The 16,996-nt window shown below is 66.6% G+C and carries 17 protein-coding genes; 6 read left to right on the top strand and 11 right to left on the bottom strand.

Going from position 1 to position 16,996, the window contains the following annotated elements:
* The first annotated feature begins 18 nt into the window (after positions 1-18).
* Positions 19-543, top strand: a complete 525-nt coding sequence (locus AAIO73_RS14060; RefSeq protein ID WP_345878826.1) for an NUDIX hydrolase — start codon at positions 19-21, stop codon at positions 541-543.
* A gap of 341 nt (positions 544-884) precedes the next feature.
* On the opposite strand, the gene AAIO73_RS14065 is transcribed toward AAIO73_RS14060, so the two are convergent.
* From AAIO73_RS14065 to AAIO73_RS14105, 9 genes are all read right to left on the bottom strand, one after another.
* Positions 885-1,643, bottom strand: a complete 759-nt coding sequence (locus AAIO73_RS14065; RefSeq protein ID WP_345878827.1) for a class I SAM-dependent methyltransferase — start codon at positions 1,641-1,643, stop codon at positions 885-887.
* Entirely contained in the window at positions 1,643-2,770 is a 1,128-nt protein-coding gene (gene prfB, locus AAIO73_RS14070; protein ID WP_345878828.1) for a peptide chain release factor 2, read from the bottom strand. Before prfB ends, AAIO73_RS14065 begins: the two co-directional genes overlap by 1 nt.
* Positions 2,771-2,967: 197 nt before the next feature.
* Entirely contained in the window at positions 2,968-5,478 is a 2,511-nt protein-coding gene (locus tag AAIO73_RS14075) for a penicillin-binding protein 1A (protein ID WP_345878829.1), read from the bottom strand.
* 190 nt (positions 5,479-5,668) lie between these two features.
* A complete protein-coding gene (locus AAIO73_RS14080; protein ID WP_345878830.1) occupies positions 5,669-6,028 on the bottom strand; it encodes a MerR family transcriptional regulator in 360 nt (119 codons plus the stop codon).
* Positions 6,029-6,038: 10 nt separating this feature from the next.
* Positions 6,039-6,383, bottom strand: a complete 345-nt coding sequence (locus tag AAIO73_RS14085) for an integration host factor subunit alpha (protein WP_345878874.1) — start codon at positions 6,381-6,383, stop codon at positions 6,039-6,041.
* 25 nt (positions 6,384-6,408) lie between these two features.
* Complete coding sequence (locus tag AAIO73_RS14090) at positions 6,409-7,377, bottom strand: beta-ketoacyl-ACP synthase III (RefSeq protein WP_345878831.1); 969 nt, start codon at positions 7,375-7,377, stop codon at positions 6,409-6,411.
* Positions 7,374-8,405: a phosphate acyltransferase PlsX gene (plsX, locus tag AAIO73_RS14095; RefSeq protein ID WP_345878832.1), complete on the bottom strand. Its 1,032-nt coding sequence runs from the start codon at positions 8,403-8,405 to the stop codon at positions 7,374-7,376. Before plsX ends, AAIO73_RS14090 begins: the two co-directional genes overlap by 4 nt.
* A gap of 26 nt (positions 8,406-8,431) precedes the next feature.
* Positions 8,432-8,611: a 50S ribosomal protein L32 gene (gene rpmF / locus AAIO73_RS14100; RefSeq protein WP_055762192.1), complete on the bottom strand. Its 180-nt coding sequence runs from the start codon at positions 8,609-8,611 to the stop codon at positions 8,432-8,434.
* A 292-nt stretch (positions 8,612-8,903) separates the two neighbouring features.
* Positions 8,904-9,563, bottom strand: coding sequence for an MBL fold metallo-hydrolase (locus AAIO73_RS14105; RefSeq protein WP_345878833.1), 660 nt, complete (start codon positions 9,561-9,563; stop codon positions 8,904-8,906).
* Positions 9,564-9,648: 85 nt separating this feature from the next.
* On the opposite strand from AAIO73_RS14105, the gene pabB reads away from it, so the two are divergent.
* The 5 genes from pabB to msrA all read left to right on the top strand — a co-directional run bounded on the left by pabB (position 9,649) and on the right by msrA (position 14,913).
* On the top strand, positions 9,649-11,409 hold the full coding sequence (gene pabB / locus AAIO73_RS14110) for an aminodeoxychorismate synthase component I (protein ID WP_345878834.1): 1,761 nt from the start codon (positions 9,649-9,651) through the stop codon (positions 11,407-11,409).
* 38 nt (positions 11,410-11,447) lie between these two features.
* A complete protein-coding gene (locus AAIO73_RS14115; RefSeq protein WP_345878835.1) occupies positions 11,448-12,647 on the top strand; it encodes a pyridoxal phosphate-dependent aminotransferase in 1,200 nt (399 codons plus the stop codon).
* A 70-nt stretch (positions 12,648-12,717) separates the two neighbouring features.
* Positions 12,718-13,899 (top strand): GGDEF domain-containing protein, encoded by a 1,182-nt coding sequence (locus tag AAIO73_RS14120; RefSeq protein ID WP_345878836.1) that lies wholly within the window; start codon positions 12,718-12,720, stop codon positions 13,897-13,899.
* Between the two features lie 150 nt (positions 13,900-14,049).
* Positions 14,050-14,196 carry a hypothetical protein gene (locus tag AAIO73_RS14125; RefSeq protein WP_242120926.1) on the top strand — a complete coding sequence of 49 codons (147 nt, stop codon included), beginning with the start codon at positions 14,050-14,052 and terminating at the stop codon, positions 14,194-14,196.
* Between the two features lie 60 nt (positions 14,197-14,256).
* Positions 14,257-14,913, top strand: a complete 657-nt coding sequence (gene msrA, locus AAIO73_RS14130) for a peptide-methionine (S)-S-oxide reductase MsrA (protein WP_345878837.1) — start codon at positions 14,257-14,259, stop codon at positions 14,911-14,913.
* Between the two features lie 188 nt (positions 14,914-15,101).
* Here msrA and AAIO73_RS14135 read toward each other — a convergent pair whose 3' ends face one another.
* On the bottom strand, positions 15,102-15,500 hold the full coding sequence (locus AAIO73_RS14135) for a DUF1489 family protein (RefSeq protein ID WP_345878838.1): 399 nt from the start codon (positions 15,498-15,500) through the stop codon (positions 15,102-15,104).
* 31 nt (positions 15,501-15,531) lie between these two features.
* Entirely contained in the window at positions 15,532-16,923 is a 1,392-nt protein-coding gene (mgtE, locus tag AAIO73_RS14140) for a magnesium transporter (protein WP_345878839.1), read from the bottom strand.
* Positions 16,924-16,996 lie beyond the last annotated feature (73 nt).

The raw sequence follows: 16,996 nt of genomic DNA on the forward strand, positions 1-16,996 counted from the left end.
GCCATGACAGGAAGTTCGATGATCGACAGCGACGCTCCCGAAGAAGTGATGTGGGCGGGGCGCTTCATCACCGCGAAAAAACGCGGGCGCTGGGAATATGTCGGGCGGGCGAACGGCATCGGGGCGGCGGTGATCGTCGCGATCGACGACGGTCATGTCCTGCTGGTCGAGCAATATCGGGTGCCATTGGGGCGGGCGTGCATCGAACTGCCCGCCGGACTGGTCGGCGACGATGCGGCGGGCGAGGCGGCGGCGGTGGCGGCGGCGCGCGAGCTGGAGGAGGAGACCGGCTATCGCGCCGGCAGCATGACCTCGCTCGGCGAATATCATTCGTCACCGGGGATGGTGTCGGAGAGCTTCACGCTGTTCCGCGCCGGCGAGTTGACGCGGGTGGGGGATGGCGGCGGGGTGCCGGGGGAGGAGATCATCGTCCACCGGGTGGCGCTCACGGAGCTGGCCGGGTTCGTTGCGGAGCAGCGGACGGCGGGAAAGGCGGTCGATGTGAAGCTGCTGCTGTTGTTGGGGGCGGTTTTTCTGGGATGACGACCGCTATATGCGTCCCCTGCCGTTCGTACTGAGTAGCCGTTGAGCTTGTCGAAATGGCGTATCGAAGGACCGCCCGAGGTGCTTCGATACGGGTCTTCGACAAGCTCAGCCCCTACTCAGCACGAACGGTTGGGGTTTGGGGATTGGCCTTTCCTGTCCCGTTCCGTCTCTTCCCCCACCCATTTGCTTCGAGTGGAGGTTTAAGTTTGTCGAGAACCGAAGTCGAGAAGGCGGTGCCTCAAGCGACCAGGTTCTCGACGGACGCTTCTCGGCAGGCTCGAAGCTGCTCGAACTAAACGGGTTGGATGAGGACAGTGCCAGGTTAAGGCGGGCGCCGGTCAGCCCTGGTGGTTGCCGCTGGGGCTGGCGCTCGGCGTCGGACCCGGCACGCGGCACGGCACGATCCTTTCCGGCGCCGGGCGCGGACCGTCGGGCGTGAACATGGCGATATAGCCGCCGGCCGAGGGCATTTTCTGCAACTCGACCATCCGGTACCCGACCGCTTCGAACTCGCACTTCAGCAGCGCGGGTGGGGTGCCGTGATTCTGGGTCGGGCGGTCGGCATCGACCACCACCACCTGTCCGCCGGCGCGCAGCGACGGACGCAGGTTCCACAGGAACGCATAGGGTTCGGCGATCTCGTGGTACATATGGACCATCAGCACCCGGTCGAAGCTATTCGCCGGCAGCTTCGCGTCGTCGGGTTCGCCTAACCGGACGCTGACATTGTCGAGCCGTTCGCGCGCCACCCGCTGGGCCAGCGCGTCGCGGATCTGCGGGATGATGTCCTCGGCCAGCACGCGGCCATCGGGACCAACCCGCTGCGCCATGCGGATGGTGTAATAGCCCTCGCCCGCGCCGATATCGGCGACGGTCATGCCCGACGCGATGCCGGCGCGGTCCATGACCAGTTCGGCCTCGTTCAGCCGGTCGCGCGCTTCCTCGGTCGACCAGCGCGCCGACACGATCGTCGCCACCGGCCGGTCGGCCTTGGGAAAGTCATGACGTTCCTCCCGCTGCCCATTGGCCACCGCGCTCGGCTGCGTCGCGTCGCAGCCGGCCAATAGCAATAGTGCAAGCGGGAGCGCGTGGCGCATCAGTCGACATCCTCGACATCGACCGATTCACCGGTCACGCGCTGCGACAGCGCCGCCGCCATGAACGGGTCGAGCGCGCCATCGAGCACGTCGCCCGGTGCGGTCGAGACGACACCGGTGCGCAGGTCCTTCACCATTTGGTACGGCTGCAACACGTACGACCGGATCTGGTGACCCCAGCCGATATCGGTCTTGGTCGCGTTCTCGGCATTGGCCTCCGCCTCGCGGATCGCCAGTTCGCGCTCGTAGAGGCGGGCGCGGAGCTGGTTATAGGCCTCGGCCTTGTTCTTGTGCTGCGAGCGCTGGTTCTGACACTGGACGACGATGCCGGTCGGGATGTGGGTGATGCGCACCGCCGAATCGGTGGTGTTGATGTGCTGACCCCCGGCGCCCGACGCGCGATAGGTATCGATGCGCAGGTCGCTTTCGTTGTACTCGACCTCGATATTGTCGTCGATCACCGGATAGACCCAGATCGACGCGAAAGAGGTGTGGCGGCGCGCGGCGCTGTCATAGGGGCTGATGCGAACCAGCCGGTGGACGCCGCCCTCGGTCTTGGCGAAGCCGTAGGCGTTCTCGCCCTTGATGAGCAACGTCGCCGACTTGATGCCCGCCTGTTCACCCGAATGTTGGTCGACCAGTTCGACCTTCATGCCACGGCGTTCGGCCCAGCGGGTGTACATGCGTTGCAGCATGCCGGCCCAATCCTGGCTCTCGGTCCCGCCGGCACCGGCGTTGATTTCGATATAGGTGTCGTTGGCATCGGCTTCGCCCGACAGCAGTGCCTGTACCTTGTCATGGTCGGCGCGCTTGGCGAGTTCGGCGAGATTGGCGACGCCTTCGTCGGCCATCTCGGCATCGCCCTCCTCCTCGGCCATCTCGATCAGCTCGACCGTGTCGGCCAGTTCGCGCTCGATGGTACGGGTAGCGGTGATCGCCTCGTCCAGCCGACGGCGTTCGCGCATGACGTCCTGCGCGGCCTTGGGATCGTTCCACAATGCCTGATCCTCGACGCGCGCGTTCAGCTCGTCGAGCCGGCGGAGCGCGCGGTCCCAGTCGAGGAAGCGGCGCAGCAGCGAGAGCGCATCGTTGATCTTGTCTACATGGGCTTGCGCTTCGGCGCGCATGGGAAAACTCCGGAAAACGTAATGAACGGCACGCCGTGGAAACGCACCTTAGGCGCAACCGTTCGTGCTGAGTAGGGGCTGAGCGCAGTCGAAGACCCGTATCGAAGCACCTGCCCCAAACGTCCTTCGATACGCCATTTCGACAAGCTCAATGGCTACGCAGGATGAACGGTTTCAAGTGTTGACCGACCAGCGGCCTAGTAGATTCCCCCTTCGCGTTGCAAGAAGTCGCTGTCGCGCGGCTGTACCTGTTGCTGTGTCGGTGCGGTACGGGTCGGATCGCGGGTGACGGCCGCGCGTGCCTCGCCGAGGCGTCCGGTGGCGCGACGCGCCTCGGTCTCGGGCTTGAAGGCTTCCCAGATCACCGCCGCCTTCGGATCGGTGGTCGGCCATGCGCTATAGACCGGGCGGCCGCTGGCGCGGTCGATGCGGACCATGCGGATGCCGGCGGGGGCACGGAAGGGCAGGACCTCCATGTCCTGATACGCCTTGACCGCGAACGTCTTGTAGATCGGCGCGGCGATCGTCCCGCCCTGCGCATAGCCGCCGAGATTGCGGGGGCTGTCGAAGCCGAGATACAGCCCGGCGATCATCTGCGGCGTGCCGCCGACGAACCAGACGTCGGTCGGTCCGGTCGAGGTGCCGGTCTTGCCCATCATCGGGCGGTTCAAATCGCGCAGCGTCGTGGCGGTGCCGCGCTGGATCACCCCTTCCATGATATGCACCATCTGGTATGCGCTCATCGCGTCCATGACCTGGCGCGACTTGATCTGCGGCCGCGGCATCAGCTTGCCATCCCAGTCGGGGGCGTTGCACCCGTCGCAGGCGCGCCAGTTGGCAGGCAGGATCACCTTGCCGCGGCGGTCCTGCACGAAATCGATCACCGTCGGCTTCAGTTCGCGACCCTGATTGGCGAGGATCGAATAGGCGTTGACCATGCGCAGCACCGTCGTTTCGCCTGCCCCCAGCGCATAGGAGAGATAGGGCGGGAATTTCTGGTCGCTGATGCCGACGCGCTGGATCAGGTCGTTGACCTTGTCCATGCCGGTCTGCGCCGCCGCGCGCACCGTCATCAGATTGCGCGACTGTTCGATGCCCCAGCGCATGGTGTGCGGGCCGGCACCGCCGCCGCCGAAATTGCGGAAGCATTTCTGGCCGAGCCGCCCGCCCTGATTCACGCAGAACGGGCCATCGACGATGATCGAGGCCGGGGTCATCCCCGCCTCCAGCGCGGCGGCATAGACGATCGGCTTGATGGTCGATCCGGGCTGGCGCATCGCCTGTGTCGCGCGGTTGAACGACTGGATGCGGCTGTCGAACCCGCCCTGCATGGCGAGGATGCGGCCGGTGCGCGGGTCTTCGACCACCATGCCTCCCGACACGCGCGGGACCGAGCGCAGCGACCATTGGCTTCCGGCCGGCGCGACGGCGAGAATGTCGCCGCGCCGGATCGCGCCGAAGGCATTGCCGTTGCCGCCGCGGACCGGCATCTGCGCATTGCCGCGCGGCAGGGTGCCGGTGCGGCCGTCGGCAAAGCCGATCCGTGCCGAATCGCCTTCCTTGTCGATGACGATCGCCGCCTGCCAATCCTGATAATCGACGCCGATATTGGTGTTGAGCAGCGCCTGCTGCCAATTGTCGCCATCGATCGTCGCGCGCGGCTTGTTGAGCGGGCCTGACCAGCCGCGTCCCGAATCGAAGCGGATCAGCCCGCTGCGCAAAGCGTCCTGCGCATCCTGCTGGATTTTCGGGTCGAGCGAGGTGCGCACCCACAGGCCACCGGCATAGACGCTGTACGGGCCGTCCTTCGCATTCTCGCCGAACTGGCCGAGCAGCTGGCGGCGGACTTCCTCGATGAAATAGCCGCCGGCGGTTTCCTGTCGCGGGGTCTGGCGCGGGATGGTGCCAAGCGGCTGGGCGATGGCGGCGGCGCGCTGGGCGGCAGTGATGAAGCCGTTGCGCTCCATTTCGCCCAGCACCCAGTTGCGGCGGGTGATCGCGCGGTCATATCCGCGTTCGGGCGTATAGTTCGACGGCCCCTTGGGCAGTATCGCCAGATACGCCATTTGCGGCAGGGTCAGCTCGCGCAACTCTTTGCCGAAATAGGCGTGGGACGCCGCCTCGACGCCGAAGGCGTTCCGGCCGAGCGCGATCTGGTTGAGATAGAGTTCGAGGATCTGCTGTTTGGTCAGTGCGTCCTCGATCCGATAGGCGAGCAGCGCCTCCTTCGCCTTGCGGACATAGCTGACCTCGTTGGTCAGCAGCAGGTTCTTGGCGACCTGTTGCGTGATCGTCGACGCGCCGATCGGGCGGCCGTCGTTGCGCAAATTGGTGAGGATCGCGGCGGCGATGCCCGGATAGTCGACGCCGTGATGTTCGAAGAACGTCCGGTCCTCGGCGGCGAGGAAGGCACGGACCAGCAGCGGCGGATATTCGGCATAGGACAGCTGCACGCGGCGTTCGCGGGCATAGCTGTGGATCGGATCGCCCCCGATCCCGCGGACATTGGTCGGCAGCGGCGGTTCATAGGCACGCAGCGAATCGACCGAGGGCAGGGTCCGCCACAGCAGCAGCCAGATCAAGAACACACCGATCCCGGACAGCAGCAGGGCAATGGCGGGCAGGCGGAACCACCACCGTCGCCGGATGCGGGCGAAACGGGCCCGCCGGGAGGGGGCGGGGGAGGTGTCGGTATCGGATACGCTCATTGCCCGCGCGGTTTAGCAGGTTTGGCCGTTGGGGAAAGGGAGGGGACGGAGCGACCGCCGATGATCCGTTCGTGCCGAGCAGGGGGCTGGGCGAAGTCGAAAACCCCGATCGAAACGCCGCCGGAAATAGTCCTTCGATACGCGGCTGCGGCGGGCTCAGCGACTGACCGGGACGAACGGAGGACGCGGATCAGTCGTCCGCTGCCAGCGCATCGGCCAGCAGCGAGCGGATCGCGCGCAGTTCGATGATCCGCGCGGCGCGGCGGGTGATCGGCGCGACCGGCACCGCCGGGGCCTTCGCCTCCTGCGCCAGCAATTGCTGGACGCCGCGCACGGTATAGCCTTGTTCGCCGAGCAGTGCCTGTATCCGGCGCAGCAGCGCGACGTCCTCCGGCCGGTAATAGCGGCGGTCGCCGGCGCGGGTCAGCGGGCGTATCTGTGGGAAACGCCCTTCCCAATAGCGCAGCCGATGCTGCGGCACCCCCAGGTCGCGCGCCACTTCGCCGATCGTGCGATAGGCGTTGGCGGATTTGTCGACCGGGGGTGGCAACCGGATCCGTTCAGTTGGCGACGATGCGGTCGCGCATCATCTGGCTGGCGCGGAAGGTCAGCACGCGGCGCGGCGCGATCGGCACTTCGATGCCGGTCTTGGGATTGCGGCCGATCCGTTCGCCCTTGTCGCGCAGCACGAAGCTGCCGAAGCCCGAAATTTTGACGTTCTCACCCGCGGCCAGCGCCTCGCACATATGGTCGAGAATCTGTTCGACGACGCGCGCGGAATCGGCACGCGACAGACCGATCTCACGATGCATTTCTTCGGCGAGATCGGCGCGGGTCAGCGTACCATCGGAAACCATTGGAGAAATCCTCTTTTCGTGTACGCCGCTTCCGCTAGCACAGCGTATACGAAGATTCAAAAATACTAAAGGATTACCAACGGACTACAGCAGCGCCCCAGGTGAAACCACCCCCCATCGCTTCCAGCACGACGATGTCGCCCGGCTGGATGCGGCCGTCGCGCGTCGCGACGTCGAGCGCAAGCGGGACCGACGCCGCCGAGGTGTTGGCGTGGACGTCGACGGTCACCACGACCTTCTCAGGCGCGAGGCCGAGCTTGCGCGCGGTCGCATCGAGGATGCGGGCATTGGCCTGATGCGGCACGACCCAGTCGACATCGTCGGGGGTAAGTCCCGCGAGTTCCAGCGATTCGCCCATGACGCTGGCAAGGTTGACCACCGCGTGGCGGAACACTTCCTTGCCCTTCATCCGCAGCTTGCCAACGGTGCCGGTGGTCGAGGGACCGCCATCGACATAGAGCAGGCCGTTATGGCGGCCATCGGCATGGAGCCGGGTCGACAGGATGCCGCGCGGCATGTCACCCTCGGCCTCGCGCCCTTCCAGCACGATCGCACCCGCCCCGTCGCCGAACAGGACGCAGGTCGTGCGGTCTTCCCAGTCGAGGAGGCGGCTGAATGTCTCGGCTCCGATCACTAGTGCCCGGTGGTGAACACCGGTGCGCAGCATCGCATCGGCGACCTGTACCGCGTAGAGGAAGCCCGAACACACCGCCGCCACGTCGAACGCGACGCAGTCGTCGATGCCGAGCATCGCCTGCACCTTGGTCGCGGTCGCCGGAAAGGTCTGGTCGGGGGTGGCGGTCGCGAGCACGATCAGGTCGATCGCCTGCGCCTCGACGCCAGCGGCCGCGATCGCCGCGCGGGCGGCATCGGCGGCGAGGGTCGCCGTCGTCTCATGTGCGGCGGCGATGTGGCGGAAGCGGATGCCGGTGCGCTCGACGATCCATTCGTCGGAGGTGTCGACGCGCTCGGCGAGTTCCGCGTTCGATACGCGCTGCGCCGGCAACGCCGAACCGGTGCCGGTGACGACCGAACGGATCATGCCGCGCGTGCCTCTATACCCGCCAGATCGCTGGCGATGCTGCGGGTCAGGTCGTCGCGGACCATCTTGGCCGCGACCTGGATCGCGTTCGAAATACCGGCCTCGTTCGCGCTGCCATGGCTTTTGACCACCAGCCCATTGAGGCCAAGGAAGACCGCGCCATTATGATTGTTGGGGTCGAGGTGATGACGCAGCAATTCGGTCGCCGGCCGCGAGATCAGGAACCCGATCTTGGAGCGGATCGACGACCGGAAGGCGCGCTTGAGCAGATCGGCGACGAATCGCGCGGTGCCCTCGGCGGTCTTCAGCGCGATATTGCCCGAGAAACCGTCGCACACCACGACATCGACCTGTCCGCGCGACAAGCGATCGCCCTCGATATAGCCCGAAAAGGTCATCGGCAGATGCGGCGAGGCGCGCAGGATCGCTGCCGCTTCCCGGACGCTGTCGATGCCCTTCAGTTCCTCGGTGCCGATGTTCAGCAACGCGACGCGGGGGGATTCGAGGTCGAGCGCGGTGCGGGCATAGGCCGCACCCATCACCGCGAACTGGACCAGGTTGCGCGCATCGCACTCGGCATTGGCGCCGAGGTCGAGCATGACGAGGTCATTGTCGCCCAGACTGGGCAACAGCGCGGCCAGTGCCGGGCGATCGATGCCCGGCATGGTGCGCAGCGCCAGCTTCGCCATCGCCATCAGTGCGCCGGTATTGCCCGCCGACACCGCAGCGGCGGCGCGACCCTGCTTCACCAGACCGATGGCGACGCCCATCGACGTCGTCTTGGCCCGGCGGATCGCCTGGCTGGGCTTGTCCGACGATCCGACGACTTCGGGGGCGTGGACGATTTCCGACGCGGCGGACAGGTTGGGGTGCGATTCGAGCCCGGCACGAATCGCCGCTTCGTCCCCGACCAGCAGGAACCGCATCGATTCGTGGCGGCGTCGCGCATGGGCGACGCCCGCCAGCATGGTGGCAAGCCCTTCGTCACCGCCCATCGCATCGATGGCGATCCAGGACCCGTCGGCCATGCGTGCTTCCCTGTCCGGTCTGGCGGTTACGCTTCGACCGAGACGACTTCGCGACCGTTATAATGGCCGCAGGCGTTGCACAGATTGTGCGGACGCTTCAGTTCGCCGCAGTTCGGGCATTCCTGGAACGACTCGACGCTCAGCGAATCGTGGCTGCGACGCATACCGCGCTTGGAGGGCGAGGTCTTTCTCTTGGGAACTGCCATTTCGGCACCTTTATAACTTGGGTATCACTTGGTTTCGCCACCAACTGACGACGCGGCCCAGGCAAGTGCCCGACCGCTTTTCGCGACCGGCGACCCGCCGGACCGGCAGACAGGCTGGTCGCGAAGCGAACCGCGCCTATAGCGTTTTCGCGAAAGGTTGCAAGCTTCGGGTTGCGGGAACACCCTCCGGCTTTTTCGTCGTATCCCGAGGCAGGCGGGGATCCAGAGCGTCGAACGCTGCCGCCGCTTTGCTTTACCCTCGATCCCCGCCTACGCGGGGATACGGACCGGCCTATCCAGCCAGCGCCCGGTCACCGACGAACGGATTGGTCGCGCGTTCATGGCCGAAGGTGCTGCCCGGACCGTGCCCCGGCACGAACGCCACGTCGTCGCCCAGCGGCCACAGTTTGGTCACCACCGAATCGATCAGCGCCTGCGTATCCGACAGCGGAAAGTCGGTACGGCCGATCGATCCCTGGAACAGGACGTCGCCGACCAGCGCGAACTTCGCGTCTTCATGGTGAAAGATGACATGGCCGGGCGTATGGCCGGGTGTCTCGTACACCGCGAAGCTGGCCTCGCCGACGGTCACGGTGTCGCCCTCGACCAGCCAGCGATCGGGTTCGAACGGCACGCCGCGCAGGCCCCAGCGCTTGCCGTCCTCGTCGAGCCGCGCGATCCAGAACCGGTCGGCCTCGTGCGGTCCCTCGATCGGTACGCCCAGTTGCTCGGCCAGCGGCTTCGCCTCGCCGCAATGGTCGATATGGCCATGGGTCAGGAGGATTTTTTCGATCCGGACGCCATGCTGTTCGGCGGCGGCGATCAGGCGCGGCAGGTCGCCGCCGGGATCGACGAAGGCGCCGCGCATCGTCTTCGTACACCACAACAACGTGCAATTCTGCTGGAGCGGAGTCACCGGGATGATCGCCGCACGGATCGGGGATGGAGTCATGTCGCTGCCTTTACCCGCGAAAGCCGTAACGACAAAGCGCGGTTCGGCGCTTGCCCCGCGCCGCGGCAAGCGGCAAGCGTGGGCGATGTTCGATACGACCCGGCCTTTCGTGCTGTTCGACGATGCCCGGCCGGGTGGTTCGGCAACGCTGTATCAGGCACCGATTCGCATCATCCGCGCCGATCGCGCGGCAGAAGTGCCGGCGGCGTTGGCGGAATTGTCGCGCGCGATCGGCGAAGGTGCGTCGGTCGCAGGCTATCTCCACTATGAAGCCGGCGCGGCGCTGGTGCCGGGGCTGAACGCCCGCAGCGCTGCCGCCCCGTTGCTGTGGTTCGGCGTGTTCGATTCGGCCGATACGGTCGATGTCACCGCCGGGCTGCCCGACCCGGCGGGTGCATGGATCGGTGAGGTCGAGCCGGCGATCGACGCCGAGCGCTATGCGGCGCAGTGCAACACGGTCCTCGACCTGATCGCGGCGGGTGATCTCTATCAGGCGAATCTGACCTTCGGGGCGACGGTGCCGATCGCGGGTCATCCGCTCGCCATTTATGCCGCGATCCGGCCGCGCGCAGCGGCGGGGCATGGCGCGGTGGTGTGGACCGGCGAGGACTGGATCCTGTCCTTCTCGCCCGAACTGTTCTTTGCGGTGGAGGGGCGGCGAATCACTGCCCGGCCGATGAAGGGGACCGCCGCGCGCGATCCCGATCGGGTGCGCGATGCCGTCGCCGCGCGCGACCTGGCCGCCGATCCCAAGCAGCGCGCCGAAAATCTGATGATCGTCGACCTGATGCGCAACGACCTGTCGCGCGTCGGCGTAGCGGGCAGCGTGCGCGTGCCCGAGCGATTCGTCGTCGAAACCTATCCCAGCATCCACCAGCTGGTGTCGTCGGTGACCGCCGAACTGTCCCCGGGCAAGACCGCGGTCGATGCGCTGGCGGCGCTGTTCCCGTGCGGATCCATTACCGGCGCGCCCAAGAAGCGGGCGATGGAGGCGATCGATGCGATCGAGGATCGCGCGCGCGGCATCTATACCGGGGCGATCGGCTGGATCGACGGCAAGGGCGACGCGTCGTTCAACGTCGCGATCCGGACGCTGCACCTCCCTGCCGGCGCGAGCCGTGCCACGCTCGGGCTGGGATCGGGGATCGTTGCCGATTCGTCCGCTGCCGACGAATGGTGCGAATGTCTGGCCAAGGCGCGCTTCCTTGACCTGCCGCCGGCGCGATTCGATCTGGTCGAGACGATGGCGTTCGATCCGCTGAACGGCATCGCGTTGCTCGAACGTCATGTCGCGCGGCTGACCGAAAGTGCGCGGCGGCTGGGTTTCGCGATCGACCGGCATGCGACGCGCAACGAATTGCAGGCGGCGACCTTTCGTTTGCGCAATCCGTCGCGCATCCGGCTGCTGCTGTCGCGATCGGGGGCGATCGCGGTCGATGTCACGCCATTGCCGTCGCCGCCCGCCGGGCCGGTGGCAGTCGCGATCGCGCCCCTGCCGCTGTCGGTCGCCGACCTGCGTCTCGCCTACAAGACCAGCGACCGGCGCTTCTGGCCGGCACCGCCGCCCGGCTGTTTCGAAACGATTTTCATTCGCCCCGATGGCGAGGTGACCGAGGGGAGTTTCACCTCCATCTTCGTCCGGCGGGAGGAGGGGGGGCAGTTGCTGACCCCGCCGATCGACCGGGGATTGCTGCCCGGCGTGCTGCGCGACGACCTGATCGCGCGCGGCGAAGCGGTCGAGATGCCGCTGACACTCGCCGATCTCGCGCAAGGATTTTACATCGGCAACGCGGTTCGCGGATTGATTCATGCGCGGCTGGTTGCGGACGGGGAACGGGGCGGCTAAGGGCGCGGCACCTGTTCCTTCTCAGCATCGGACGTCCCATGAAGCCCTCCGCCGCGCTCGACCGCATCAATCCGTCGCCGACCCTCGCCATCACGTCGAAGGTGCTCGAACTGAAGCGGCAGGGCGTCGACGTGATCGGGCTGGGCGCGGGCGAACCCGATTTCGACACGCCCGAATTCGTCAAGGATGCCGCGATCGAGGCGATCCGTGCCGGCAAGACCAAGTACACGAACGTCGACGGCACCGCCGAACTGAAGGACGCGATCGCCGCGAAGTTCAAGCGGGACAACGGCCTGACCTATGCCGCGAACCAGATCAGCGTGAATGTCGGCGGCAAGCACACGCTGTTCAACGCACTGGTCGCGACGGTCGATGCCGGCGACGAGGTGATCGTGCCCGCGCCCTATTGGGTCAGCTATCCCGATGTCGTGCAGTTCGCGGGCGGGACGCCGGTGTTCATCGCGGCGGGCGCGGCGCAGAATTACAAGATCACCCCCGAACAGCTCGACGCGGCGATCACCGAGCGCACCAAGTGGGTGATCCTGAATTCGCCGTCCAACCCGACGGGGGCGGGCTATACCCGCGCCGAACTGCGCGAGCTGGGCAAGGTGCTGGAACGGCACCCGCATGTCTGGATCTTCGCCGACGATATGTACGAACACATCGTCTATCCGGGCTTCGAGTTCGCGACGATCGCGGAAGTGAACCCGACCCTGTACGACCGCACGCTGACCGTGAACGGCTGTTCGAAGGCCTATGCGATGACCGGCTGGCGCATCGGCTATGCGGGTGGTGCGGCATGGCTGATCAAGGCGATGGCCAAGCTGCAGTCGCAATCGACCAGCAACCCGTGTTCGATCGCGCAGGCCGCCGCCGTCGCCGCGCTGAACGGCGACCAGTCGTTCCTCGCCGAGCGTAATGCTGCCTTCCAGCGTCGTCGCGACATGGTGGTCGCCGAACTGAACGCGATCGAAGGCGCGACCTGCCCGACGCCCGAAGGCGCCTTCTACGTCTATCCCGAGCTGTCGGGGCTGATCGGCAAGACGACGCCGGGTGGCCGCCGGATCGAGACCGACGAGGATTTCGTCGGCTATCTGCTGGAGGATGCCAAGGTCGCGGCGGTGCAGGGCGCGGCGTTCGGCCTGTCGCCGGCGATGCGGATCAGCTATGCAACGTCGGACGAATTGCTGCGCGAGGCTTGCGCGCGTATTCGTACCGCTTGCGCCGCTCTGAAGTAAGTCCATAGATTAAACGGACTATTAGTGCATCCCGATCTATCGCGGCACCGTTCGCGATAGTGAGGATGATTTGCTCGACCTTTCCACTATGTACGTCATGGTCGCGCTGGCATCGATCGTTGCCGGCGTCATCCATGTCGTCCCGTGGGCGACCGGGCGGTTCGATTCGTCCGCGGCGTGGTGGGGGTTCGGCCATATCCTGCTCGGCATCACCGCCGGCGCCGCCGTGTTCCGCGAGATGGGCGGCGGCGACTATATCGTCTGGCTGGGCAATCCGCTGGCGGTGGTCGCCTATGCCGCGATCTTCATCGGCCTCAGGACCTTCGCCTATCCGGACAGCGGCAACCGGCTGATCCTCGCGGCGGCGCTGGTCGCGGCCATCCCGCTGTTCTTTTCGGTCAGCACCGCCGAACTGGGGTTTCGCGTCGGCTATCTCAGCATCCTGCGCGCGCTGTTCGACTGTGCCATCGTGCTGATCGCCATCCGGCTGGCGCGGCGCGAGTCGCTGCACAGCGCGTGGATCGTCGTCGCCCTGTTCGCGCCGACCGTGCCGCTCTTCATTGCGCGCGCATGGTCGGCGTTCAACGGCGATATCGGCACCAGCCTGATCGGACTGAAGCACGGGGCGGCGGCGTGGCTGACGGTACTTCCGATCTCGTTCATCCTGTTTCGCGGCGTGTCGCTGCTGACCATGGATGCCGAGCGCGGGCATCAGCTGCTGTCGACGCTGCTGGAACGCGATCCGCTGACCAACGCGCTCAACCGCGCCGGTTTCGACCGGCGGCTCGCGAAATGGCGGGGCGAGGGGGCAGTGCTGATGATCGATCTCGACCAGTTCAAGCCGCTCAACGACCGCTGCGGCCATGCCGCGGGCGATGCGGCACTGGTGGCATTGGTCCGCGCGGCGTCGGCGGCAGTGCCCCGGGGCGGGCTGGTGTTCCGTTGGGGCGGCGACGAGTTCGTCTGCGTGCTCCCCGGTACCGATCAGGCGGGGGCCGATGCCACCGCCGCCGCCATCGCCGTGCGCTATGCCCATGCGATGACCGCGATCGCACCACCCGACCTGCCGATCGCGCTCAGTATCGGCAGCGCGACCGGGACGCTCGACCGGGTCACCGACCTGATCGACGAAGCCGACCGGGACATGTACGGCATCAAGCAGCGCAATCGGGTCGAGGCGCTGTCCACGCAACGCAGCGTTGCCGAAACCGGTCCCTCCAGCGGCTTGATTTCGCACGCGCAACATGGTTGAGGCTGTGCAGGAGATGAACGGACGCGCCAGCGTCGGTTCACCGCCACCCACTATATCTTGCCGCTGAACGAACGGGTCGTCCGCCGCGATGGCGATCGATCCGCTGCTGCGCACCATGGGGGCGCGCGGTCCGGCAAGAGGATGAGGCAGATGACGAGCAAGCGCACCGGTTTCCTTCGCCATTTCATCAGCGGCTTCGCACTGGGCGCGGTCGCGCTCGTTGCGGTGCAGGTCGCCGATCCCAGCGATGCAAAGTCGGTCCGTTCCGCACCCGCCGTCGTCGAACGTATCGGCTGATCTGGCGCGGCGGCCGCCCGCGCCCCATCTTCTGTCGGTTCGTCCTGCGAGGAACCGGTCATGAAGTCCCTGCTGCCACTGTCGATCGCCGCGATCGGTATTGCCGCCGCGCTCTCGATCCCGCCCGCCACCGCCGAACGCGCGGTGCCGGTCCCCGCCATCGCCACCGATGTGCCCCCGACCCCCGGCCTTGCCACCGCCGTACTGGCGGGCGGCTGTTTCTGGGGCATGGAGGCGGTGTTCGAACGGGTGAAGGGGGTCAAGTCGGTAGTCAGCGGCTATGCCGGCGGCAACCGCGACACCGCGACCTACGACCGGGTATCGACCGAACGCACCGGCCATGCCGAAGCGATCCGCATCACCTATGATCCACGCATCGTCAGCTATGGCACGTTGCTGCGGCTCTATTTCTCGGTCGCGCACGACCCGACCCAGGTCGACGGCCAATATCCCGATCGCGGTCCCAGCTATCGCTCGGCGATCTTTCCACAGACCCCGGCACAGGCTGCGGTCGCGCGCCGCTATATCGCGCAACTGACGCAGGCAAAGGCGTTTCCCCAACCGATCGCCACGAAGGTCGAAACCGGCGCCTTCTATCCAGCCGAAGCCTATCATCAGGATTTTGCCCGGCGGAACCCGACGCATCCCTATATCGTGCGCTGGGACAAGCCGAAGGTCGCTATGGCGCGGGCGGCGTATCCGGGGTTGGTTGGGTAGAAGAAGATTCGGTTTCACGCGGAGGTGCGGAGACGCGGAGGGGCGTGGCTCCCTGCCGTTCCGCGTCAGCGGAACCCTTTATACCTATGGCAATGATCGGAAGGACAGATCGCTACGCGATCCAGTTGCAGCGAACGCAACCTCTTCCGCGTCTCCGCGCCTTCGCGTGAAAACGACCTTCCTTTTTCTTACAACAACCCCAGCGCCACCAACTCGCCTATCAGCCGCGACGGCAGTTCATCGGCTCCCGTCCCTTCGCCGCCCAGATCGGCCGGGGCATCGGCTTCCTCCAGATAGCGCCAGCCCTGATGCGCGCGCTTCGGCCGCGCCTCGACCAGCACCAGTTTCGGCCCCAGATGGATCGCGACGCGCCCGCCCTCCGCCTCGCCGAACCCCAGGATCGGCGAGCGTGCGACCAGCCGGTGCTTGAGGATCCAGAACAGCGATCCGCCCGCGATCTCGGCGGCGCGTTTCGGCAGGTAGCGCGTGGTCAGCGCCCCGCCCTCGGCATGGCGGACGGCAAGCCGGTCGGCGAGTTGTTCGACCGATTCGATGGCGAAGGCGACTTTGGTCAGATGCAGCGGCACGCGCCCCAGATGGGAAGCGCCGGCTTCCTCCTCAACCGGTCAGTCCGCTCACGGTCGCAAGCCCCAGGAAAACCAGAAACCCCATCGAATCGGTCGTCATCGTCACGAAGATCGACGACGCGACCGCCGGGTCGGCATTGAACCGGTCGAGCGTCAGCGGCACGAACACCCCCGCAAAGCCGGCGATGACGACGTTAAGCAGCATCGCGCTGCCGATGACCGCACCCAGTTGCGGGTTGCCGAACCACAAAGTCACGCCGGTGCCGATCAGCGCGGCGACGGTCGCCCCGTTCATCAGCGCGATCACCATCTCGCGCCGGATCGCGCGCAGCGTGTTCGACTGGGTCAATTGATTGGTGGCGAGCGCGCGGACGGTGACCGCCATGGTCTGGGTGCCGGCATTGCCGCCAAGCCCGGCGACGATCGGCATCAGCGCCGCCAGCGTCACCATCCGGTCGATCGTCGCCCCGAACGCGCCGATGATCGTCGCCGGCAGCAGCGCGGTGATGAGATTGGTGATGAGCCACCGCACCCGCGCCTTGTACGAATCGCGGATCGGTTCGTTGATGTCGCCTTCGCCGGCACCCGACAGCAGCAGCGCGTCCTCGCCCGCTTCGGCCTGGATGATGTGGACCACGTCGTCGACGGTAATCATGCCGACCAGCCGCCCGCTGCCATCGACCACCGCGGCAGAGATCAGCGCATATTTCTGGAAGCGGAGCGCCACCTCTTCCTGATCCATGTCGACCGGGATCAACGTCTGCTCGCGCGCCATGACGTCGCTGATCGCGACCGATCGCGGCGTGCGGAGGATCCACGACAACTGGCAGGTGCCGACCGGCCGGTGCGCCGGATCAACGACGAAGATTTCCCAGAAGTCGGTGGTCAGCGCCTCGTCGGCGCGCAGATAGTCGAGCGCGTCGCCGACGGTCCAGTGTTCGGGCACGGCGACCAGCTCGCGCTGCATCAGGCGGCCGGCGGATTCCTCGGGGTAGGACAGCGCTTCCTCGATCGCGGCGCGATCGTCGGGGTCGAGCGCGCGCAGCACCGCGCGCTGCTCGGCATCGTCGAGATCCTCGATGATCGCGACCGCGTCGTCGGTATCGAGCTGCGCGGCGAGATCGGCGACCTGGGTCGCGGTCAGCGCCTCGATCACCGCCTCGCGCACCCAGTCGTTCATCTCGGCGAGGACGTCGCCGTTCAGCCGCTCGGCGATTGCCGCCGCCAGTGCAGCACGCTGTTCGCCCGGCACCAGTTCGAACAGGTCGGCGAGATCGGCGGGGTGGAGCGGTTCGACCAGCTCGCGCGCGGCCTCGTCGTCGCCACGATCGACCGCCTCGCAGACGGCGCGGACGAATTCTGGCTTCAGCCGGTCGTCTTCGTCGAGTTCGCCGGTCGCGTCGGGAAGGTCGAGTTCGGTCATGGTCGCAACCCTCCTGCCGCGTGCGTCGCAACGCTGTAGCCATGCTGCATCGCCGTGCAAACCCTGTGCGGTT

Origin of the sequence: Sphingomonas epibiotica (assembly GCF_039615155.1) — a bacterium.
Taxonomy (GTDB): Bacteria; Pseudomonadota; Alphaproteobacteria; order Sphingomonadales; family Sphingomonadaceae; genus Sphingomonas.

Coding starts and splice junctions, on each gene's coding strand:
- AAIO73_RS14060 (WP_345878826.1), top strand. CDS start 19: ATGATCGACAGCGACGCTCCCGAAGAAGTGATGTGGGCGGGGCGCTTC.
- AAIO73_RS14065 (WP_345878827.1), bottom strand. CDS start 1,643: ATGCGCCACGCGCTCCCGCTTGCACTATTGCTATTGGCCGGCTGCGAC.
- prfB (WP_345878828.1), bottom strand. CDS start 2,770: ATGCGCGCCGAAGCGCAAGCCCATGTAGACAAGATCAACGATGCGCTC.
- AAIO73_RS14075 (WP_345878829.1), bottom strand. CDS start 5,478: ATGAGCGTATCCGATACCGACACCTCCCCCGCCCCCTCCCGGCGGGCC.
- AAIO73_RS14090 (WP_345878831.1), bottom strand. CDS start 7,377: ATGATCCGTTCGGTCGTCACCGGCACCGGTTCGGCGTTGCCGGCGCAG.
- plsX (WP_345878832.1), bottom strand. CDS start 8,405: ATGGCCGACGGGTCCTGGATCGCCATCGATGCGATGGGCGGTGACGAA.
- rpmF (WP_055762192.1), bottom strand. CDS start 8,611: ATGGCAGTTCCCAAGAGAAAGACCTCGCCCTCCAAGCGCGGTATGCGT.
- AAIO73_RS14105 (WP_345878833.1), bottom strand. CDS start 9,563: ATGACTCCATCCCCGATCCGTGCGGCGATCATCCCGGTGACTCCGCTC.
- pabB (WP_345878834.1), top strand. CDS start 9,649: ATGTTCGATACGACCCGGCCTTTCGTGCTGTTCGACGATGCCCGGCCG.
- AAIO73_RS14115 (WP_345878835.1), top strand. CDS start 11,448: ATGAAGCCCTCCGCCGCGCTCGACCGCATCAATCCGTCGCCGACCCTC.
- AAIO73_RS14125 (WP_242120926.1), top strand. CDS start 14,050: ATGACGAGCAAGCGCACCGGTTTCCTTCGCCATTTCATCAGCGGCTTC.
- msrA (WP_345878837.1), top strand. CDS start 14,257: ATGAAGTCCCTGCTGCCACTGTCGATCGCCGCGATCGGTATTGCCGCC.
- mgtE (WP_345878839.1), bottom strand. CDS start 16,923: ATGACCGAACTCGACCTTCCCGACGCGACCGGCGAACTCGACGAAGAC.